Genomic DNA, 21,047 nt, shown 5'->3' on the forward strand with positions numbered 1-21,047 from the left:
TAAAGGGCTTTTTTCTTCGTTTAGAGAATATTTACTACATAAGATATTCAGGAGGGATGAGAATGGAAGAAAAAGAACAGTTGTCTAGAATAATTGATTTAGCTAGTGAGTTAAGGAAAGTATTAGTGCAAGAATCTTTTTTTAATCATCATCCTGAACTGAGAGGAGTCATTGAAAATTTAGCAAGTTCTGTTGAAAATTTGGCGGAATTACAAACAAGTAAAGATGAAAACGCTGAAGATCGATTACGTTACGTACTTGCGAAAATGAAAATTGCTCATAATGCAATTTTACAAGAGAAAAAAGCATTTCCTTCTCATTAATATAAGTTTTCATTTTGAACCTGGCGGATAATGTCAGGTTTTTTATTTCTAGTTTTTCGTTTCTTTCATACACTAAGAATAGTATGAAAAAAGAAGGTGACTATGGTGAAATTACATAAAGCTCTTCAACCAAGTTTTATAAAACGAATGTACTATATGAGATTTTTAGGGAAATTTACAAAAGCTGAGAAAGAGAAGAGTGGAGAAAATTTCTTTGTACAATGCTTATCGCCAATACCATTCACTTTACAGGAACAATTTGCAAATGAACTATATGTATTTGAAGGGTTATGTAGCAATAAAAAGAATGAAAAAATCTTTTCGGAATTAAAGAAGAGGAAATTAGAAAAGCAATTAGTAATGTTTCGTCTTTATTATGAAAGAGGAAATGTATACGTGGAGTTAATATGTACAGAAGAACCGAAAGAAATAGCAAGTAGCTATAAAATGATTCCGGCACCTAAAGTTACAAATAATAAAAAAAGAGAATCTTTAGAACGAAAACTTAGCAACGGTTATTTATCATTTCTTATGCCAAAATTTCCGAAAGACTTTGAGTCTCCCGAATTATTGTGGCACGATGGAAGACTGTATGGAAACATATCTTTAAAGTCATCAATTAGCTCAATTGCCTATTTTGAACAGAAACGTGAATGTAAATATATAAACTGCAGTGACTGGACGAAGTATGTAGAAATAGCGGTAGAAGATCAATTATATTTTGTAAGTGATCATGTGTATGAGCACTTACAAAAACGAATGCATGAAGAAGGTAAGCTAGTTGAAGTAGAGGATATAAAAGTGCAAAAAGATGAATGGGAATGGGATGAGCGTGAATCGTCTTTTTTACAGTATGTACAAAGTATGGTGCATAATAAAGGGTTATATTTGGATGAAACGGATATTTATAATTTCCATATAAGTGTAAAAACAAATATGTTAACGATTCTTGGTGGTATACCGGGTGTTGGGAAATCGCGTTTTGTGCAAACTTATGCAGAAGCATTAGGGTTACAGTATGGGGAAGAGTTGGTTTGGATTCCAATTTCGCCATCGTATCAAGAACCACATGATTTACTTGGTTACCTTCATCCAAATGGTACTTTTATTGAAAGTGAAACGAAGTTAGTTAGGACGTTAATGAAGGCGAAAGAAAATCCAAATCAACTGTATATAATCGTTTTTGATGAAATGAACATGTCTCATATTGAGCATTGGTTTACTCCGTTTCTATCTGTTCTTGAACTTGAAACAAAAAATCGTATTTTAAACTTGTATGAGGGTGTACAGGACATAGAGAGTTCAATTCCATCAACAATTGAAATTGGAGAAAATATTATATTTGTAGGTACTGTGAATTTTGATGAAACAACGAAAGAGCTCTCTGATCGATTATTAGACCGAACGAACCTAATAACGTTACAGAAAATTCCGTTTTGTGAGATGGGCCTGGAACAGGGGAAAGTCGTATTACATCCACCTTTGAAAGTAACAGCGGGAGAATTTCGGATAAATTGGATGAGAAATAAAGCGATGATTGAAGTATTTTCTGAAGAAGAATTAGAGCTATTAGATAAGTTGCATGTCGTATTGTCATCACATGACGCGTCTAAGGGAATTTCTTTCCGATGTGCAAATGCAATTGCGACTTATTTGCAAAACATACCGTTCCAAAATAACCATACCTATATGATCAGTAGAGAAGAGGGGTTTGATTTACAAATAAAGCAGCGTGTATTGACGAAAATCAGAGGGACCGAAATGATGGTTGGGCCTTTACTTTCTGAAGAAGCAAAAAGGGGGGCGACCTTAGTACCTCTTTTGCAATCTGCACTTGCTAACAGAGTATCTACATTTGAACACTCTTTAGCATATATACGAGAAAAACGTAGAGAACTGGAGTTGTATGGATATGCAAAATGAAGGGCGTTACGAAACAAAAATCGTTGATACGAATGAAACGCTCCCTTTTGTATTAAAGCTAATCATTGGAAATGAGGGGAAAGGAGATTATATTTTATTAAATCGTCTTTGTACATCTACTACAGCATTAGTTCAATGTATTTATAAAGTACAAGAATTAAAACCAATAAGATTGCAGTACAATTATGAAATCCCAATGAATATTACTTTTATATGGAATAAAGTATATGAGGGACAGAAAAATATAAAAGAGGCTCAATATGAAATAAATGAAAAAAAACAAAGAGTATTAATATATGAACATGGGAAAACAGAATTCTTTTATCCATGGCGCTGTGGTCTATACCATTTTGAAGTGCGTATAGAAGATACAACGTATTATGGCGCATTTCAAATCGTACCGAAAAATTTTTTTGATGATCAATTTGAAATGATTCAAGACTATGTGAAGTCAATTTTAAATGAGTTGATTTTGGATAGAGGTTACTATAAAAAGACTTTCTCTGCACTTAGCGATATTGAGGATTCTTCTTATTTAGTGTTACTTAGAAAGTTACCCCAAAAAATGAAAATGATAAAGCCAATTTTTAAGAAAATAGAATCAAGCTCAAAATTTATAAATGAATATAAATGGGAAGGAAAAGAGCGAAAGCCAACAAGAAAAGGAACTATAGTGGCAGAACGAAAACCTTATGCCAAACATTATAATCGTAAGTTTATGGAACAAAAAAATAGTAAGGAAAATGCATTTCTTAAATATAAAGCGATGCAATTTTATCATTATTTAATTGAAGCTAAAAGCTTTTTACGTCAAACAATTGAAATCTTAGAAAGAGAAAAAAAGAAAAAATCAGAAGAGTTTCAAGCTGTAAAAACGATTATACAAACAATTGAGCGTAATGGATCAGTAACCGATAGAGAGAAGCAAAAATATAAAAATATACATTTACTAAAAGAAGCCGATTTACGAAAGAGCTCAATGAAAATACAAGAATATAAAATATTGGCGCATATTGTACATGAAAATGTACAATACTTTCAAATGTTAATGCACTCTTCGTTTTGGAGGGAAGTTACTGAAACAAGTAATATGAACTTACATGATTTACCGATACCACATCAACAATTACTACATCATTTAGAAGTACTCCCGCAATATACGGATCAATCTCCATCGTTATTATTTGTTTATAAGCCAACGTTTTTAGTGTATGAATATTACGCTTTTTTTATCGTTATTTCAATTTTAGAGCAAATTGGTTTTGAGGCTAGAAACTCCATTCGTGAACAAATACAAGAACATTTTTATGTAGATGGATTACAAGATGGAACGACAGTAGTTTTAGAACGAGATGATATAAAGGTGCATGTCGCATTTAATGACTTAATTGAAACACATCCTCTTATTGCATTAAGTAAAGGTAGTAATTTTTACAATGGTGAGGATACGAAGAAGCCAGATATTCGCTTAGACTGTTATGTAAAAGAAGGTGGGAAATACGTATATAAATCTTCTATTATTATTGAAGTGAAGTATAGTCCAATGTACAATATTTTTCAGCATGTCGGAAATACGAAAGCAACTGAGCAAATGTATAAGTACTGGTCTATAAAGTATGTAGAAGAACAGGATGGAAAGCGAGTCTATTATCGAAGGTCAATTTATGAAGTCATTTGTGTATATCCAGGAAGCCATATGCATAGTAAAAAAATTGAGTCTGGATGCGGTGTTTTCTTGCAGTTATATCCATATAAGACGAAACAAGGGGAAGAGAAATTAGCTGGAAAACATGGGATGGTACAAATTTTTGAAAAATGGTTAAAAAGCATTAAGAAGTAAAAGAAATCCTTTTTCATAAAGGATTTCTTTAGATTAAGAAGAATTATATGCTGTATGGAAAGAAACATAATGTAATTTAGATTTGAAAAGTGATACAAATGTGTTATTAAAAGGAATGTGAGCGCGGGATAAAAGTCGATTAAATTGGAATCTAATTCATTTTGCAGAATATAATAAGTCATAAATATTTTTAGTTGCATACGAAGATTTGTTCTTATATGATAGATAGTGAAAGCGTTATCAAAAAACAGAGCGGCGATGGGAAAGGCGGTTAAATATGTTCCAGCGTGTTCAAACAAAGGAAGAACATTTTGGGTTCGAACAACTATGGGGAGATTTTTGTGAAGAAAGAAACTTAATGTTCGTAGAACGTAATTTAAATCCATCACGATTTTTATTAATAGAAGATGAACATCCTATTGGTACAGTAGAATGTATTAAGTATACGGTACCTGAGCAATCGAATTCTGAGTTTTTCTATCCGTTTTCTAAAAATGATTTAGTAAAAGATTTGAAGAATGTGTATGAAATAGGCAAGTTAAGTATTTCGAAAACGTCTCGTGGGAGAGGACATTTCAAAAGGCTAACAGCTATTTTATTTATACATGCGTTAGAAACAAAAGCTGAATGGTACATTGCAGCAGTAACAAAAAGAATGTATATGTATTTACTTACACTTGGTTTTCCAATTGAACCGATAGATAATCCATTTCAGTTTCATGATACTTTACAAGGTGTACCAGTAAGAATTCATGCTCGAAAAGGGGTTACGCATTTGTATTCTTTAAAAGAATTTCGTGATGTGATTCAAGGGAATGCTCATGCACAGGCATTAATTGCAGAATACAGTAAAAATATTATGTTAACGAAATAAAGCGAAGTGAATATGTATAATAAAGAGAATAATATTTGTATAGGATATAACTCTTCATTAAAAAAGACCCTTATTATTTTAATAAGGGTCTAAAAATTATAATCCAAATATACTAAAAATCATTTTGCGGCGCTTCGGTTTCTTTTCTCGTTCATATGTTGGTTTTGAATCAGGAGTAATATAAATGGGTTCTTCTTTCGTTAGGGCAGCTTCTAACTTTTGAATTCGCTCTAACATTTCCTCCATTTCACGACGGTGTTGTAAAAGTTGGTACGTGACGACATCATTTGCCTTATCTTGCATTTGTTCTTCCATTCGATCAAGTCTTCTCGTAATAGTGTTTAATTGATTAGTTAATTGCTCAAAATCATTCGATGATATGTTTTGAACAATTGTATTAACTTGAGTTTTTAATTCCTCAACCTCATCTGAGGAAGCTTTTTGAGTAGATTGAGAATTTTGAGATTGCTCTATTTGAAATCGATGGTGTTCTAACATTTGATCGACATCCTCTTGTGTGAAAATAAAGTGGCCATATTTGTTTTTCTCTATCGTAAGATTTAATTGTTGCGCGATCCGAACAACAGCCTTTGGGCTAACACCTAATTTCTTTGCGATAAATGGTGTTTTATATTCCAAAATAATCCCTCCTATATATATCCTGTTGAATGATTTCGAGCTATAAAGTAAGTTCCCTTCTAGTGCGACAAAAGAAGTGTGGAATCGGCAAAGAAAGTGTTTTTTCACGAAATTGAGTTAAGAAGAATAGTTCGTTTAAATAAAAATGTCTTATCGTAGCATTTAGAATAATTTGACGAGTGTAAATGAATTAGATTATCATAATGATAAATATCTTTTTTATGTATGCATATAATATATAAAAAGGTGGTTGCTAATGTAGAATTTTGTTAGAGTATTAGAATGCTTACTTCACTTGAATAAAATTAAGTAGGAGGTGGCTTCCTTGCTTACAATGTAAGTAAGGAAAAGTATTTGGACATATATAGTATAAGTATAGTGATTGTTTTAATTGCCTTAACGGCATTTTTCGTTGCAGCAGAATTTGCAATTGTTAAAGTGAGAAGTTCACGAATTGACTATTTAATTGCAGAAGGAAATAATCGTGCAACATCGGTCAAAACAGTCATTACAAACTTAGACGAATATCTATCTGCTTGTCAGCTGGGAATTACTGTTACAGCTTTAGGAATTGGGTGGTTTGGTAAACCTGCGTTAAAGCAAATGTTTGATACGCTTTTTGCAAATTGGAATATCTCTACTCAACTAGCAGACATTTTTGCTGTAATTTTAGTGTTTTTGTTAATTACTTTTTTACATGTTGTAATAGGGGAATTGGCCCCAAAAACATTTGCAATTCAAAAATCTGAACAGGTGAGTTTACTTGTTTCTAAGCCGTTAATTTTCTTTTATCGTATTGCATTCCCATTCATTTGGCTATTAAATGGTTCAGCTCGAATCATTACGAAGCTGCTAGGGCTGAAACCGCCGAAGGGGCATGATGAGGTACATTCAGAAGAAGAATTACGGTTGTTAGTTTCAGAAAGTTATAAAAATGGTGAGATTAATCAATCTGAATATAAATATGTGAATAAAATTTTTGAATTTGATGATCGGATTGCAAAAGAAATAATGGTACCTCGAACTGAAATGAATATTATAAGTAAAGAGATGCCTGCTGAAGAAGCTTTGCAAAAAATGTCTCGTGAAAAATATACAAGGTATCCAGTTGTTGATGGCGACAAAGACCATGTAATAGGTTTTGTGAATTTTAAAGATATTTTTACTGAATTTGTACAACATAAAGCTGCTAATAAGAAGACAGTAGAGCAATATATGAGACCAATTATTTTAGTTATCGATTCTATTCCAATTCATGATTTGTTTTTAAAAATGCAAAAAGAAAGAACACATATTGCTATATTGATAGATGAATATGGTGGAACATCTGGACTTGTTACTGTTGAAGATATTCTGGAAGAAATTGTTGGAGATATTCAGGATGAGTTTGATACGGATGAGCAGCCAGAAATTCAAAAGGTTAGTGAAACGAAGACGATACTAGAGGGAAAAGTACTTGTTAGTGAAGTGAATACGTTATTTGGTTTAGGGATTGATGATGATGGTGTTGATACAATCGGTGGTTGGATTTTAACGAAGAATATAGAGATTGCTGAAGAAGATTCCATTGAAATTGAAAATTATAAGTTTTGTGTGAAAGAATTAGATGGACGATATATAAAAAGATTAGAAGTTACAAAGATAGTAGAATCGATTGTTATTTTAGAAGATGAAAAACAAATTTCGTTACAAGAGCAAATTAGCTCGTAAACTCTGCTATATAGCAGAGTTTTTTTGAGCATAATGTTTTTTGAGGGATAGGGGCTATGATACAATGAAATAAGTCAGTTCTTTCACTAGGTGAAATATTGTTGTATACATATATTTGGAAGGAGAAGAAGTATGAAAAAGCATTTATATATAAATGGAGATTGGAAAACTGTAAACACGTATAAACCATTATACGCACCATATTCTGAAGAAACATTAGCGGAAATTGCACAAGGAACGGAAGAAGATGTAAAAGAGGCTGTTACTGCTGCAAAAAATGCAATGACAAAAATGAATAAATTATCTGCATATGATCGTGCGACTATTTTAGAGAAAGTTGCACAAAAAATGGATGAAAGAAGAGAAGAATTTGCAGAGATTATTGCAAAAGAAGCTGCCAAACCAATACGTGCTGCAAGGGGAGAAGTAGATCGTACTGTTCAAACGTACAAATTTGCAGCTGAAGAAGCGAAGCGTATATATGGTGAAACATTGCCATTAGACGCCGCACCTGGTGCGAATGGGCGTATTGCATATACAATCCGAAAGCCGATTGGGGTTATAGGGGCTATTACACCATTTAATTTCCCATTAAATTTAGTAGCGCATAAAGTTGGACCAGCAATTGCTGCCGGAAATACAGTTGTATTAAAGCCAGCTGATCAAACGCCATTATCATCTTATGCATTAGTTGAGTTATTTAAAGAGGCAGGATTGCCAAATGGAGCTTTAAATATCATTTCTGGCCCTGGCTCCACGGTTGGTGAGGCAATCGTCAAAAATGATTATGTTGCTTCTATTACTTTTACCGGAAGTCCAAAAGTTGGAATCGGAATAAAACAAAAGGCTGGGCTAAAACGAGTTACGTTAGAACTAGGCTCAAATGCTGCTGTTATTATTGATGAAGATGTAGAGTTAACAGATGAAATAATTGAACGTGTAAAATGGGGAGCATTTGTTAATAATGGGCAAGTTTGTATTTCCGTACAACGTGTTTTTGTACATGAAACGAAAATACATGAATTTCTTTCGAAGCTAAAGAAAGCGATGGAATCAGTTGTTGTTGGTGATCCACTGCTTGAGGAAACGGATGTATCAGCTTTAATTTCAAAAAAAGATGTAGAGCGAATTGATATGTGGGTTCAAGAAGCAATTAAGGAAGGAGCAACTGTTTTATGCGGTGGTAAAAAGCAGGATGCAAGAATTTTTGAACCAACTGTATTAACAAATGTTCCAGATCATGTATCTGTGCAGTGCCAAGAAGTATTCGGTCCACTCATGACAGTAAATACATTTAAAGAATTTGATGAAGCGATTGAGCAAGTAAATAATTCGCGTTACGGCTTACAGGCAGGGGTATTTACAAATAATTTATTTAAAGCAATGCGTGCAATTGATGAGCTAGAGGTTGGTGGTGTCATGATTAATGATATTCCAACGTTCAGAGTAGATCATATGCCTTATGGTGGCGTGAAAGAAAGTGGCACGGGGCGCGAAGGAATTAAATATGCAATAGAAGAAATGACAGAAATGAAATTAGTATGTATTAAAAAATAAAGTAGAAAAACTTAAAACTTGCGCTAAAAAACGAGTAGGAAATGTTTACGATTCCATACTCGTTTTTTACGCTTCTAGTAACTATTTAATTAAGTGTAACTTTTACTTCATTTCTTGTTTGAAAATAGTATCTTCTACATAAATTTGTTCTTTATCTACAGCAGTAGCATGAGTTAATACTAAACCGATTGGTGTTTTTGTATCTTTATTTTGAACAATTGTAAAAGGAACATTTTTTTCGTTTGCTAATTTAATGTATTTTGATAAATGTGGGTAAGCAATGCCACCATTTAGGAGGAGTTGTAATGATTGAGAAGAGCGCATGCTACCCGCCACTTCAGAGTATACATTACTTTGCATTACTTGACCGATCGTTAAAGCGATTTCCACACGCTCACGTAATGTAGTTAAATACATATTACGTTCTTCTGGTTTGTTTTGCTTTTGGCCGTAAATGCCTTCTTGGAGATAATCTTCCACATTTTTATTTACCATATTTTTCACACCTTTCATTTTCTATTGTACGCAAGAATTAAAAATGATGCAAAAAAAAGTCGTTTTGACTAAGGAAATAATGAAAATATGTGAAGGAAAAAGGGGATTTACATACAATTAGTTAAATAAGAAAGAAAAAAATAATTTTATCAACAGAAATTAACAAAATGTGACAAAAATCTATTAACGAATCTTATTTTTTGTGTTAATATTCAAAATATAAAGGGTATTCGTCGTATGGAAATGGAGGGAATGGAGGTTTTTCCAATCGATAAGGATATTAAAGAAATATTTTGTTCACACTTGAAAAACAATAGGCACCAATTCGTAGAGAACTGGAAAAACAAAATGATAATTTCCGAAAAAGATCCATTTAAACTAGAAGTAGTTCAAAATGGAGAGGATTTACTAGAGTTAATTATCGAACTTACTATGGAAGATAAAGATATAAATTATCTTCAACCGTTATGCGAGAAAATTGCTATTGAACGTGCTGGAGCAGATGCGAATATTGGAGATTTTGTTTATAACGCAAACGTGGGAAGAAATGAACTTTTCGAAGCGATGTGTGAATTAGATGTTAGTGCTCGTGAATTGAAACCAATTATGGCAAAAATACATACTTGTTTTGACAAATTAATTTATTATACCGTTTTAAAATACTCGGAAATTATATCGAAGAATTTAGAGGAAAAACAGCAATATATTAACGAAACACATAAAGAAAGACTGACGATTTTAGGACAAATGTCAGCTAGTTTTGTACATGAATTTCGTAATCCGCTTACTTCCATTATGGGGTTTGTCAAATTATTAAAGGCAGATCATCCGAGTTTATCGTATTTAGATATTATTTCGCATGAATTAGACCAATTAAATTTTCGTATTTCGCAATTTTTACTCGTATCGAAAAAAGAAATGTGGAATGAATCGGAACGGTTTTGGCTTAATGACTTGTTTCAAGACATTATACAATTCTTATATCCGAGTTTGGTCAATGCGAATGTTTTGATTGAAAAGAACTTACCGTATCCAATTCCGCTTGTTGGTTATCGAAGTGAAGTGAGACAAGTATTTTTAAACATATTAATGAATTCAATTGATGCTCTTGAATCAATGAAAGAAGAACGAAAAATTATCATCGATGTATTTGAAGAAGATCAAGCTATTCGAATTGTGATAAAAAATAATGGACCAATGATTCCAGCTGAAAATGTAGAAACGATTTTTGAACCATTTGTAACTACTAAAAAGTTAGGAACTGGTATTGGATTATTTGTATGTAAACAAATTGTGGAAAAACATAATGGGTCCATTATGTGTCGATCAGATAACGATTGGACAGAATTTCAAATTGCATTTCAAAAATAAACAGTCTACACCAAATGAATGGTGTAGACTGTTTTAATTTGTGAGTATGACAGCTTCTAATTTAGGATCTTTAGTTGAATAACCTACTATTGAAATTGTATAAATAACATTTGGTTCAACATTGAATTTCGGTATAGTCAGTAAAACGTTTTTATTATCTGCGAGTGAAATTTCAATATCTGCTGTACCAGGGCTAACTTGCAAAAAATCTGTTATTTGTTTAAAGAGTACATTTTCAAATAAATGATCCCCATCTTTTAAATCTACATTTACAACAGGGGTATCTGGAGAGAAATGTGCAAAGCGTATTTTGGCTTGACCAGCTGGTAAATGTGTATTATCAAGTATAGGTTGTAATTGTAGGTGATTGTCACTATTTATTGCAGCAAGAGTATAAGTATGATTTCCCATTATTGGTACCAGCGCTGAAAAGATTGGAGTTTCATTTCCGACAGGAACAATATCTATACGGTATTTACCTTGTACTAATGATAAATAAGGGCTGAATTGCTTAAATGAAATATTTTTAATAACTTTTTGTCCGTTTACTAAAATGTCAACAGCCGGTATATTTGGATTGGCATGAAAAATTCTTATATGTGAAGGTAAAGCAGCTTCTTGTGAATCTCTTGTTTCATACGCCTGTACAAGTTTTGATAGTGCATCGTAATATTTCATATATAATTCTATATATTTTTTAGGATTACGAAACTGATAGTAACGTGCGAGCTGTTCGTATTGTGTAACTTCTTGTCCATATTTTTCGATTTCAGATTGAGACATGAACATTCCTCCTTTGTCATCATTAAAACTATATGCGAAGCAAGAAAGCGGTTATGCGAAAAAAATGATTTTATAGAGGGGAAATTAAAAATTGACAACAAATATGTTGTCATAAAGAGGTGCTGGTGCTTATGAGTATTTCGCAGAGTAAAGCAGTACATATGACTGTATGAAAGTAAAATAAATGCCAAATTGTAAGTGCATTTCAATTAACATATAGAATACATGTCCAAAAATCGCTAGAAAACTAGGGATTTTTTTAATTATAGGCAAATACACATACAAAGTGATAATTGTCCTACATAAATTATAAAGGAAAGATAATTTAAATCTGAGAAAAGGAGTGCCACTTCGGGATAGGGATATCCCGATAGTAATTGTGAATGAAGTTATGAAAAGATTTTGTGTTATAAGCTGTAGGATGAATTTGTAAACTTCATTTTTCTATTTATTTTAGCAATTGACAGTATTAACCCATAAGAGAGCGTCATGACGAACTGATTAGTGTGGTTAATCGGTTCTTTTTTTATAGTTTAAAAATGAAAAGTTTACATAATAAATAGGAATTTGAATTGATTAGTAAGGTGGGGTGTCGAAATTTGTTTTAAAATATGCAATTTAAAGTAGGATAATAGGAAGGAGTTTAACGGGAGTTCCGTCGAAGTGTACAGAATGTCGGCATTTAAGGACAGCTGACATTATGCTATAAAAACATTTGGTGATGTAGTCATTTCATATAAAAGGGAGGGTTATTTGGGCGTATAGAAAAGGATTGGTCTTCGTTTAGAGTTCTGAATTTTCTGTTTTATAAATATTTTTAAGCACTCATTTGTATATTTTATAATAGTTTTTTGATAAATTCACTGCTTTTGCAGAGGATTCTTTTTTATGAAAGAAACGTCAATTTTCTTCATATATATATACAAATTGGAGAAATGGGGGAGCGCTATGCGCGATTACTTAATTAAACCACTTGTTGGTCAGCCGTATCCAATGATTTCACATGGAAAAGGTGTTTATTTGTATGATCAAAATGGCAATAAATATTTTGATGGTTCGTCAGGAGCAATTACGGCAGGTATTGGGCATGGCGTAAAGGAGATTGCAGACGTTATTAAAAAGCAAGCTGAGGAGATTGCTTTCGTTTATAGATCACAGTTTACGAGTGAACCAGCTGAAAAATTAGCGAAGAAGTTAAGTGATTTAAGTGTAGGAGATTTGAACTGGAGTTTTTTTGTAAATAGTGGTACGGAAGCGAATGAAACAGCTATGAAAATTGCAATTCAGCATTTTCAAGAGCGAGGTATTCAAGGGAAACATAAAATTTTATCAAGATGGATGAGTTATCACGGCATTACGATGGGTGCTTTATCGATGTCTGGTCACCCACTACGTAGACAACGTTTTGTATCTATTTTGGAAGACTATCCGACTATACCAGCTCCATATTGTTTCAGATGTCCTGTTCAAAAGGTATATCCAACTTGTCAGCTGGCATGTGCGACTGAACTAGAAAGATCAATTGAAAGAATTGGTGCAGAGCATATTGCTGCTTTTATTGCTGAGCCGATTATCGGAGCAGCTGGAGGCGCGGTTGTTCCGCCGAAGGACTATTATAAAGTCATTAAAGATATTTGTAATCATTACGATATTTTATTTATTGCGGATGAAGTAATGACTGGGCTTGGTCGTACTGGAGCATGGTTTGCGATGGAGCATTGGGGTGTAGAGCCGGATATTATGACACTTGGTAAAGGGTTAGGAGCGGGATATACACCGATGGCAGCGACAGTTGTAAGTGATCGTGTTATGGAACCAATATTACGTGGATCACGTTCAGTAATGAGCGGTCATACGTTAAGTGCAAATCCCTTGTCTGCAGCAACGGCTTTAGCTGTTATTGAATATATGGAGAAACATAATCTCCCTGAAAAAACAGCAGAAAAGGGAGAGTATTTAATAAAAGGCTTACAGAAAGTTCAGCAACAATCGACAATCATTGCTGATGTGCGCGGAAAAGGGTTGCTAATCGGAGTAGAATTGCAACCGTTTACAAAAGCGTCAGAGCTTATTTCAGTTGCAGCTAAAAATGGGCTACTTTTATACCAAGCCGTTTCAGGGCAAGCAGGAAAAGAAGATAGTGCACTGCTTGTAGCACCGCCAATGACAACTACATATTCCGAGTTAGATGAATTACTTTCAATTTTCTCTAAAAGTGTGGAAGAGATGATGCAAAAAGGAGGGCATAGTATCGCATGACAACTATTACAAATACATTCGGTAAATTAAAAGAAATTGAGGAAGTAATTTCTTTGTTCCATGATGATATGACATTAATGTTTGGGGGATTTGGAGGGATTGGATCCCCTCCATCTTTAATACAGGCAATTTTAGAAAAAGGCATTACAAATTTAAATTTGGTTGGAAATGACACTGGATTTCCTGATGTAGGTATCGGTCGTCTTGTTACAAATGAAAGAGTTAAATCACTAATTACTTCTCACATTGGCTCCAATCCAAATGCAGGAAGGCAACTAAACGAGGGAAGATTACAAATTGAGTTTTCTCCGCAGGGAACATTAGCAGAGCGCATTCGCGCTGGTGGCGTTGGTCTTGGTGGTGTTTTAGTTGATGTTGGTGTTGATACGATTGTGGAAGAGGGAAAACGAACAGTTGAAATGGATGGTAAGACCTACTTAGTTGAAACAGCGTTAACTGCTGAAGTTTCAATTGTATATGCGAAAAAGGCAGATCCGTTTGGTAACCTTGTATTTGACAAAAGTGCACGAAATATGAATCCTCACGTAGCTATGGCTGGGGATATAACAATTGTAGAAGCAGAAGAAATAGTTCCGCTTGGAAGTTTAGATCCAGAGGAAATTGTCGTTCCAGGTGTTTTCGTAAATTATATTGTACCGTCGGAAGGAGTGAACTGGAAATGGGTATGGGCGTAGAAGTGAGGGATAAGATTGCTAGGCGAGCGGCGAAAGAAATACAAAATGGCATGATTGTAAATTTAGGTATTGGCATACCATCGCTTGTACCAAATCATTTGCCTGACGATATAAATGTTATGTTTCATGCGGAAAATGGAATCGTCGGCATGGGACCAACGCCAAGTAAAGGGAATGAAGACGAAAATTTGTGTAACGCAGCAGGTTTACCAACTTCTCTTATAACAGGAGCGAGTTATTTCGATAGTTGCACAGCGTTTGGTATGATTCGAAAAGGTTTGCTAGACATAACGATTCTTGGTTCATTACAAGTAAGTGAAAATGGTGATTTAGCAAACTGGATTGTACCTGGAAAACGTGTTCCAGGTATTGGTGGAGCAATGGATTTAGCACAAAAAGCGAAGCGGGTCGTTGTTGTGATGAATCATGTTGATAAGTACGGAAATGCAAAAATTGTTTCAGAGTGTACATTGCCATTAACTTCAAAGAAATGTGTAGATTTAATTATTACTGATATGGCAGTCATGGAGGTAACTCCGAGTGGACTTATATTACTAGAATTAATGAGCCCATACACAGTAGAAGATGTAAAACGACATACAGAAGCTGATTTTCAAATTAGTTCTAACTTACTAGTAATTGAATGAAGGGAGATGTAATATATGGAGCAATTAAAAAAGCAAGTTTGTGATTATATTGAGAGCCATGAAGAGGAAAGTGTGAAATTTTTAAAACGATTAATTCAAGAAAAGAGCGTATCTGGTGATGAAAGCGGAGCGCAGGCAATTGTGATTGAAAAATTACGTGAATTAGGTTTAGACCTTGATATATGGGAGCCTTCTTTTTCTAAAATGAAAGATCATCCTTATTTTGTATCACCCCGTACAAGTTTTTCAGATAGCCCAAATATTGTAGCAACTTTAAAAGGAAGTGGCGACGGGAAATCTATGATATTAAATGGGCATATTGATGTAGTTCCAGAAGGGGATGTGAATCAGTGGGAACATCATCCTTATAGCGGTGAGAAAATAGGAAATCGTATATATGGCCGTGGAACGACGGATATGAAAGGCGGAAATGTCGCACTTATGCTTGCGATGGAAGCGATTATTGAATCTAACATTGAATTAAAAGGAGACATCTATTTTCAAAGTGTAATAGAAGAGGAAAGTGGCGGAGCTGGGACATTAGCAACTATATTACGAGGATATAAGGCAGATGGTGTCATTATTCCAGAGCCTACTAATATGAAGTTTTTCCCGAAACAACAAGGTTCCATGTGGTTTCGTCTACGTGTAAAAGGGAAAGCTGCACACGGTGGAACGCGCTATGAAGGGGTTAGTGCAATTGAAAAAAGTATGTTTGTTATAGAACATGTAAGAAAGCTAGAGGAGAAAAGAAATAGTCGAATTACAGATCCGTTATTTAAAGGAATTCCGATTCCGATTCCAATTAACATTGGGAAAATTGAAGGAGGGAGTTGGCCAAGTTCTGTTCCCGATGAATTAATTTTAGAAGGAAGATGCGGTGTTGCGCCGAATGAGACTATAGAGGCGGCAAAAGAAGAGTTTGAGAATTGGATTGCTGAATTAAATGATGTGGACAATTGGTTTGTTGAAAATCCAGTAGAAGTAGAATGGTTTGGAGCGAGATGGGTTCCTGGTGAACTAGAAGAGAATCATGAACTCATTACGACACTTCATCACAACTTTGTTGAAATCGAAGGGAACGAACCAATTATTGAAGCATCTCCGTGGGGGACTGATGGAGGTTTATTTACACAAATTGCAAACGTACCAACAATAGTATTTGGTCCAGGAGAGACGAAAGTAGCACACTATCCAAACGAATATATAGAAGTTGATAAAATGATAGCTGCCGCAAAAATTATTGCATGTACATTACTAGATTGGTGTGAGGTGAAAAAATGAAATACTATGAATCTTTTAGAGAACAGACGAATTGTTATACAGTAGAAGGCGTTTTAGATTATTTTAATAAACGTATCCGGGTAGATCACTATACAGGAAATGTTGAAAGTATTATACAGACAATTGACGAACTAGCAGAGAAACATTCTTTCACTAAATGCATTATTAAAGGAAAGGGAGAGCATGTTTCAACATGGCTCTCTTTCGGTTTTTTGTTGGAAGCAACGATACCTCATTATTTTCAAGGACACGATGCATACTTTTTCGTGAAATATAATAATGATGAAAGACGAAATAGTATGTATTGGACTGAGGAAGATACTATATTAAGCGGTGTAAAAGCAAAAGAAATAAAAGAAAAAGTAGTTCCAGAGGAATTTTTGCTGAGAAAAGCGACTGAAGAAGATGCAGAAGAATTAGCAATTGTATTCGGAAAAGTGTTTGAAGTGTATCCGACACCTTTAAATGAAGCGAGTTATGTATTACAGACGATGAAAGAAGACGATACAATTTACTACGTATATGAATTTGAGGGGAAAATTATTAGTACAGCATCTGCAGAAATGAACATAAAGGAAGGGAATGCAGAATTAACAAATTGTGCTACTTTACCTGAATATCGTAAACATGGATTTATGAAAAGTTTACTAATTAAATTAGAGGAAGAGCTTCGAGAAAGATCTATTTTCTGCTCCTATACAATTGCTCGATCGCTTTCTTTCGGAATGAATGCTGCCTTTCATCAGTTAGGCTATACGTATACAGGAAGACTGGCGAATAATTGTTACATTTTCGATAAGTTGGAAGATATGAATATATGGGTGAAAAATCTATCTAGCTATTCGAAAGCAGTAAAAATTTCGCCTCAAAATTTGGCTGTAAAGCAAAACAGTTAGGTGGAGCTGGGTGTTCGAAAAGCCGTACTAATTAGAGTCTCGAGTTATCTAATGAAAATATAAAATTGATCAAAATTATAGAACGGAATCGTCATGCTTACAATCGCACATAGGTATGCCGAAAATTCGGCATATAATTGCTGAATTTTCGGCAAGAGGGGGGATGACATTGCTAGCAGTTTCGACACAAGAAGTCATTGAAGCGATTTTGGGCAGTATTGATGAGGCTATACACGCTGTAGATGAGAATGGAATTACAATATTTTATAATTCTGTAGCTGCAAAACACGATGGATCGAAGATTGAAAAAGTGTTAGGGAAACATCTGTTAGAAGCGTTCCCGTCTTTATCAAGGGAAACGAGTACATTGATGAAAGTACTAGATACAAAAAAACCTATCGTACATCAAGTACAGCATTATCAAAATTTAAATGGTGAAGATGTTTGTACAGTAAATACGACATTACCTATTTTTATAGATGGGAATATTGCTGGGGCTGTTGAAATTGCAAAGGATTACTCTACAATTCAAAAACTTACTGACACAATTGTTGATTTACAGTCGAAAATAAAGCGATCATCTAGAAAAAAAGTGATTAAAAAGCACGCTGCATTTGAGACGATAGTGACAAATGATACGCGGTTTAAACAGACGAAAGAGTTAGCACAAAAAGTAGCACCAACAGACGCGAATGTTTTAATATATGGTGAAACAGGAACAGGAAAAGAACTGTTCGTACAAGCAATTCATGAAGCTTCTAAAAGAAAAAATAAGCCATTTATTGCACAAAACTGTGCAGCTTTACCAGAGTCGCTACTAGAAAGTTTATTGTTTGGAACGACAAAAGGAAGCTATACAGGAGCGATTGAAAGAGCTGGGCTATTTGAACTGGTTGATGGTGGTACATTATTTTTAGATGAACTGAATTCAATGCCTCTTGATTTGCAGGCAAAAATGTTACGAGTGTTAGAAGATGGAGTCATTAGAAGAATTGGTGATAATAAGACGAGAAAAGTAGATGTTCGTGTTATTACCGCGATGAACCAGCCTCCAGAAATATGTTTACGAGAGAATAAAATTCGCACGGATTTATATTATCGCTTAAACGTATTTTCATTATATATCCCACCGCTTCGTGAAAGAACTGAGGATGTACTATTATTAGCATCTTATTTTTTGAAAGAATATAATAAAAGTTATAAAAAAGGTGTACTTCAAATTGATGAGGAAGCGAAAGATAGACTGCAAGCTTATCAGTGGCCTGGAAATGTCCGGGAGTTAAAACATACGATTGAACATGCTGTTATTATTGCAGAAGGAAATACATTAACAGCCAATTGTTTACCACGTATATTTCGGAAAGAGACGTTTTCGAAGAAGAAGGGTATAATGCCACTTAGAGAAGCACTTCATCAAACAGAAAAAGAATTGATAGATCAAGCGTTGATTGAAACGGAAGGGAATATATTACAAGCCGCAAAAATATTGGGTATCCCTCGTCAAACGCTTCAATATAAACTGAGCAAGTACGACAAAACCGCCGAATAATCGGCGGTTTTTATGTGTTTGCACGAATAAAAGAGCGTTTACATATATAAATAGTAATGAATATGATGTTAAGTATTGATTTCATACAACGCTTAAAAATATTTTTTCGCTTATGTAATAGGGTTCTCCGCACAATTACTTATCAACAATGTAAAGTTGGCATAACTATTGCTTATATAAAGAATGAGCGTATAAAAAGGGGGAATAGCAATGTTACATGATGTATACAAACCAAATCGTCACTGGAAGGATATCGAATTATGGAAAGATGTTACTGAAGAGCAATGGAATGATTGGGTTTGGCAATTAACGAATACGATCAAAACGTTAGATGACTTAAGAAAAGTGATTAACTTAACACCTGAAGAAGAAGAGGGCGTTAAAATTTCAACGAAAACGATCCCGTTAAACATTACACCATACTATGCTTGGCTAATGAATCCTGATGATCCACGCTGTCCGATTCGGATGCAATCAGTACCGATTTCGGAAGAGTTATATAAAACAAAATATGATTTAGAAGATCCACTTCACGAAGATGAAGATTCACCAGTTCCAGGGCTAACACATCGTTATCCAGACCGTGTACTATTCCTAGTAACAAATCAATGTTCTATGTATTGTCGTTACTGTACACGCCGTCGTTTTAGTGGACAAATTGGAATGGGTGTACCGAAGAAACAATTAGATGATGCAATTACTTATATTCGTGAAACGCCACAAGTACGAGATGTATTAATCTCAGGTGGTGACGGACTTCTAATTAACGATAAAATTTTAGAATATGTATTAAAAAATTTAAGAGAGATTCCGCATGTTGAGATTATTCGTATCGGAACGAGAGCACCAGTAGTATTCCCACAACGTATTACAGAAAATTTATGTAACATTATTAAAAAATACCATCCAGTATGGTTAAATACACATTTCAATACATCTATTGAAATTACTGAAGAATCGAAAAAGGCATGTGAAATGTTAGCGAATGCTGGTGTTCCAGTCGGAAACCAAGCAGTAATTTTAGCTGGTATTAACGACAGCGTTCCAATTATGAAAAAACTTATGCATGACTTAGTAAAAATCCGTGTACGTCCATACTACATTTATCAATGTGACTTATCTGAAGGTATCGGTCACTTCCGTGCACCAGTATCTAAAGGTCTTGAAATTATTGAAGGTTTACGTGGACACACATCTGGTTATGCTGTTCCGACATTCGTTGTTGATGCGCCAGGTGGAGGCGGTAAAATTGCACTTCAACCAAACTATTTAATCTCACAAAGTGCAGATAAAGTTGTACTTCGTAACTTTGAAGGTGTTATTACGACGTATCCAGAGCCAGAGAGCTATATTCCAGGAAGAGCGGAAGGATACTTTAAAGAGATTTATCCGAACTACGAAGAAAAACGTTCAGATGTTGGTATCGCAGGTCTTATGAGCGATAAGAAATTTAACCTCGTTCCAGACGACTTACAGCGTATGAACCGTCGTAAAGACTACGAAGATAATGATACTCATGCATCTTTAAAAGATAAACGTGATAAGCGCGATCAATTAAAAGATAAAAAATATCAAGCACAAATGGCTAAATTAGAAGAAAACGACAAAAAAACTGAGGGTGATGCAGTATGAATTGTATGTGGTGTGACAGTACAGAAGCGAAAGAAAGCTTGAATACTGTATATTGGGAATTACCAGATGGTACGAAAGCCATTGAAATCCAAGAGACACCATGTATTTCTTGTTCCTCGTGCGGGATGGACTATCAATCAGACCATACAGTAAAAGAAATTGAAGATCAATTATTCTTAATTTACACGAAAGATTTACCAAAACAACTAACATATGAAGAATTAATGGGAAGACCACGTCTATTAAAAAGAAATTATTTCGACTTTTAACCAGCTTTTATGCTGGTTTTTTTCTTTTTTGCCTTGTATAATGTACCCAAGTTAGAAAGGTAGGGAATATTTTTGAAAAAGACATTTTACCATTATATGATGAAGCATCGTGCAGCTTTATTTAGAAATGAAATTTCAGATTTAGCAGAGGCGATGTATGATGATTTAAGTTTTCCGAAGCAATCTGAAGACTATGATGAAATTAGTTCATACTTAGAGTTGAGCGGAATGCTAGAAAGTATGTCTATATTTGATGAAGCCTGGGATTTATACATACAAGATAGATAAAAACTATTTGAAA

19 protein-coding genes are annotated in these 21,047 nt (G+C 34.3%); 16 read left to right on the forward strand and 3 right to left on the reverse strand.

Features of this window, described 5'->3' with window-relative positions; all coding sequences use genetic code 11:
* Positions 1 to 62: 62 nt before the first annotated feature.
* The 4 genes from AXW78_RS10915 to AXW78_RS10930 all read left to right on the forward strand — a co-directional run bounded on the left by AXW78_RS10915 (position 63) and on the right by AXW78_RS10930 (position 4,960).
* A complete protein-coding gene (locus AXW78_RS10915) occupies positions 63 to 323 on the forward strand; it encodes a hypothetical protein (RefSeq protein WP_000391449.1) in 261 nt (86 codons plus the stop codon).
* A gap of 105 nt (positions 324 to 428) precedes the next feature.
* The gene (locus AXW78_RS10920; protein WP_033690264.1) at positions 429 to 2,246 is read left to right on the forward strand and encodes a DUF8727 domain-containing protein; all 1,818 of its coding nucleotides are present in this window, start codon (positions 429 to 431) and stop codon (positions 2,244 to 2,246) included.
* A complete protein-coding gene (locus AXW78_RS10925) occupies positions 2,236 to 4,086 on the forward strand; it encodes a hypothetical protein (protein WP_001178723.1) in 1,851 nt (616 codons plus the stop codon). The genes AXW78_RS10920 and AXW78_RS10925 overlap by 11 nt, the downstream gene beginning before the upstream one ends.
* A gap of 277 nt (positions 4,087 to 4,363) precedes the next feature.
* Positions 4,364 to 4,960, forward strand: coding sequence for a hypothetical protein (locus AXW78_RS10930; RefSeq protein WP_000487795.1), 597 nt, complete (start codon positions 4,364 to 4,366; stop codon positions 4,958 to 4,960).
* A 96-nt stretch (positions 4,961 to 5,056) separates the two neighbouring features.
* On the opposite strand, the gene racA is transcribed toward AXW78_RS10930, so the two are convergent.
* Positions 5,057 to 5,599: a chromosome-anchoring protein RacA gene (racA, locus tag AXW78_RS10935; protein WP_000456019.1), complete on the reverse strand. Its 543-nt coding sequence runs from the start codon at positions 5,597 to 5,599 to the stop codon at positions 5,057 to 5,059.
* Between the two features lie 354 nt (positions 5,600 to 5,953).
* Between racA and AXW78_RS10940 the strand changes: the two genes are divergently transcribed.
* Together AXW78_RS10940 and AXW78_RS10945 are read left to right on the forward strand one after the other, a co-directional pair.
* The gene (locus tag AXW78_RS10940; RefSeq protein ID WP_000356249.1) at positions 5,954 to 7,309 is read left to right on the forward strand and encodes a hemolysin family protein; all 1,356 of its coding nucleotides are present in this window, start codon (positions 5,954 to 5,956) and stop codon (positions 7,307 to 7,309) included.
* A gap of 132 nt (positions 7,310 to 7,441) precedes the next feature.
* Entirely contained in the window at positions 7,442 to 8,866 is a 1,425-nt protein-coding gene (locus tag AXW78_RS10945) for an aldehyde dehydrogenase family protein (RefSeq protein ID WP_000716477.1), read from the forward strand.
* A gap of 102 nt (positions 8,867 to 8,968) precedes the next feature.
* Here the strand turns inward: AXW78_RS10945 and AXW78_RS10950 are convergent, their stop codons facing one another.
* A complete protein-coding gene (locus AXW78_RS10950; RefSeq protein ID WP_000247560.1) occupies positions 8,969 to 9,361 on the reverse strand; it encodes a YueI family protein in 393 nt (130 codons plus the stop codon).
* A 237-nt stretch (positions 9,362 to 9,598) separates the two neighbouring features.
* Between AXW78_RS10950 and AXW78_RS10955 the strand changes: the two genes are divergently transcribed.
* A complete protein-coding gene (locus AXW78_RS10955) occupies positions 9,599 to 10,732 on the forward strand; it encodes a BA2291 family sporulation histidine kinase (protein ID WP_000425086.1) in 1,134 nt (377 codons plus the stop codon).
* A 33-nt stretch (positions 10,733 to 10,765) separates the two neighbouring features.
* On the opposite strand, the gene AXW78_RS10960 is transcribed toward AXW78_RS10955, so the two are convergent.
* Positions 10,766 to 11,515, reverse strand: a complete 750-nt coding sequence (locus tag AXW78_RS10960) for a DUF4397 domain-containing protein (RefSeq protein ID WP_000083286.1) — start codon at positions 11,513 to 11,515, stop codon at positions 10,766 to 10,768.
* A 948-nt stretch (positions 11,516 to 12,463) separates the two neighbouring features.
* Between AXW78_RS10960 and AXW78_RS10965 the strand changes: the two genes are divergently transcribed.
* The 9 genes from AXW78_RS10965 (at position 12,464) to AXW78_RS11005 (ending at position 21,034) form a co-directional block, all read left to right on the forward strand.
* Positions 12,464 to 13,774, forward strand: coding sequence for an aspartate aminotransferase family protein (locus AXW78_RS10965; RefSeq protein ID WP_001205879.1), 1,311 nt, complete (start codon positions 12,464 to 12,466; stop codon positions 13,772 to 13,774).
* Positions 13,771 to 14,469: an acetate CoA-transferase subunit alpha gene (atoD, locus tag AXW78_RS10970; protein WP_000208101.1), complete on the forward strand. Its 699-nt coding sequence runs from the start codon at positions 13,771 to 13,773 to the stop codon at positions 14,467 to 14,469. The genes AXW78_RS10965 and atoD overlap by 4 nt, the downstream gene beginning before the upstream one ends.
* Complete coding sequence (locus tag AXW78_RS10975; protein ID WP_000525274.1) at positions 14,454 to 15,116, forward strand: CoA transferase subunit B; 663 nt, start codon at positions 14,454 to 14,456, stop codon at positions 15,114 to 15,116. Before atoD ends, AXW78_RS10975 begins: the two co-directional genes overlap by 16 nt.
* A gap of 15 nt (positions 15,117 to 15,131) precedes the next feature.
* Positions 15,132 to 16,400: a peptidase gene (locus AXW78_RS10980; RefSeq protein WP_000436690.1), complete on the forward strand. Its 1,269-nt coding sequence runs from the start codon at positions 15,132 to 15,134 to the stop codon at positions 16,398 to 16,400.
* On the forward strand, positions 16,397 to 17,296 hold the full coding sequence (gene ablB / locus AXW78_RS10985) for a putative beta-lysine N-acetyltransferase (protein WP_000878604.1): 900 nt from the start codon (positions 16,397 to 16,399) through the stop codon (positions 17,294 to 17,296). Before AXW78_RS10980 ends, ablB begins: the two co-directional genes overlap by 4 nt.
* Positions 17,297 to 17,459: 163 nt before the next feature.
* Positions 17,460 to 18,845 carry an arginine utilization transcriptional regulator RocR gene (rocR, locus tag AXW78_RS10990; RefSeq protein ID WP_081113942.1) on the forward strand — a complete coding sequence of 462 codons (1,386 nt, stop codon included), beginning with the start codon at positions 17,460 to 17,462 and terminating at the stop codon, positions 18,843 to 18,845.
* A 210-nt stretch (positions 18,846 to 19,055) separates the two neighbouring features.
* On the forward strand, positions 19,056 to 20,477 hold the full coding sequence (gene ablA, locus AXW78_RS10995; protein WP_000902147.1) for a lysine 2,3-aminomutase: 1,422 nt from the start codon (positions 19,056 to 19,058) through the stop codon (positions 20,475 to 20,477).
* Positions 20,474 to 20,746, forward strand: coding sequence for a YokU family protein (locus AXW78_RS11000; protein WP_000995763.1), 273 nt, complete (start codon positions 20,474 to 20,476; stop codon positions 20,744 to 20,746). Before ablA ends, AXW78_RS11000 begins: the two co-directional genes overlap by 4 nt.
* A 72-nt stretch (positions 20,747 to 20,818) precedes the next feature.
* Complete coding sequence (locus AXW78_RS11005) at positions 20,819 to 21,034, forward strand: YozE family protein (protein WP_000750717.1); 216 nt, start codon at positions 20,819 to 20,821, stop codon at positions 21,032 to 21,034.
* Positions 21,035 to 21,047 lie beyond the last annotated feature (13 nt).

The organism is Bacillus thuringiensis, assembly GCF_001595725.1.
Taxonomy (GTDB): Bacteria; Bacillota; Bacilli; order Bacillales; family Bacillaceae_G; genus Bacillus_A; species Bacillus_A thuringiensis_K.

Bases quoted from the DNA above. Each gene is read 5' to 3' on its own strand.
- AXW78_RS10915 (WP_000391449.1), top strand. From the start codon at position 63: ATGGAAGAAAAAGAACAGTTGTCTAGAATAATTGATTTAGCTAGTGAG.
- AXW78_RS10925 (WP_001178723.1), top strand. From the start codon at position 2,236: ATGCAAAATGAAGGGCGTTACGAAACAAAAATCGTTGATACGAATGAA.
- AXW78_RS10930 (WP_000487795.1), top strand. From the start codon at position 4,364: ATGTTCCAGCGTGTTCAAACAAAGGAAGAACATTTTGGGTTCGAACAA.
- AXW78_RS10945 (WP_000716477.1), top strand. From the start codon at position 7,442: ATGAAAAAGCATTTATATATAAATGGAGATTGGAAAACTGTAAACACG.
- AXW78_RS10950 (WP_000247560.1), bottom strand. From the start codon at position 9,361: ATGGTAAATAAAAATGTGGAAGATTATCTCCAAGAAGGCATTTACGGC.
- AXW78_RS10955 (WP_000425086.1), top strand. From the start codon at position 9,599: ATGGAAATGGAGGGAATGGAGGTTTTTCCAATCGATAAGGATATTAAA.
- AXW78_RS10960 (WP_000083286.1), bottom strand. From the start codon at position 11,515: ATGTCTCAATCTGAAATCGAAAAATATGGACAAGAAGTTACACAATAC.
- AXW78_RS10965 (WP_001205879.1), top strand. From the start codon at position 12,464: ATGCGCGATTACTTAATTAAACCACTTGTTGGTCAGCCGTATCCAATG.
- atoD (WP_000208101.1), top strand. From the start codon at position 13,771: ATGACAACTATTACAAATACATTCGGTAAATTAAAAGAAATTGAGGAA.
- AXW78_RS10975 (WP_000525274.1), top strand. From the start codon at position 14,454: ATGGGTATGGGCGTAGAAGTGAGGGATAAGATTGCTAGGCGAGCGGCG.
- AXW78_RS10980 (WP_000436690.1), top strand. From the start codon at position 15,132: ATGGAGCAATTAAAAAAGCAAGTTTGTGATTATATTGAGAGCCATGAA.
- ablB (WP_000878604.1), top strand. From the start codon at position 16,397: ATGAAATACTATGAATCTTTTAGAGAACAGACGAATTGTTATACAGTA.
- rocR (WP_081113942.1), top strand. From the start codon at position 17,460: ATGACATTGCTAGCAGTTTCGACACAAGAAGTCATTGAAGCGATTTTG.
- ablA (WP_000902147.1), top strand. From the start codon at position 19,056: ATGTTACATGATGTATACAAACCAAATCGTCACTGGAAGGATATCGAA.
- AXW78_RS11000 (WP_000995763.1), top strand. From the start codon at position 20,474: ATGAATTGTATGTGGTGTGACAGTACAGAAGCGAAAGAAAGCTTGAAT.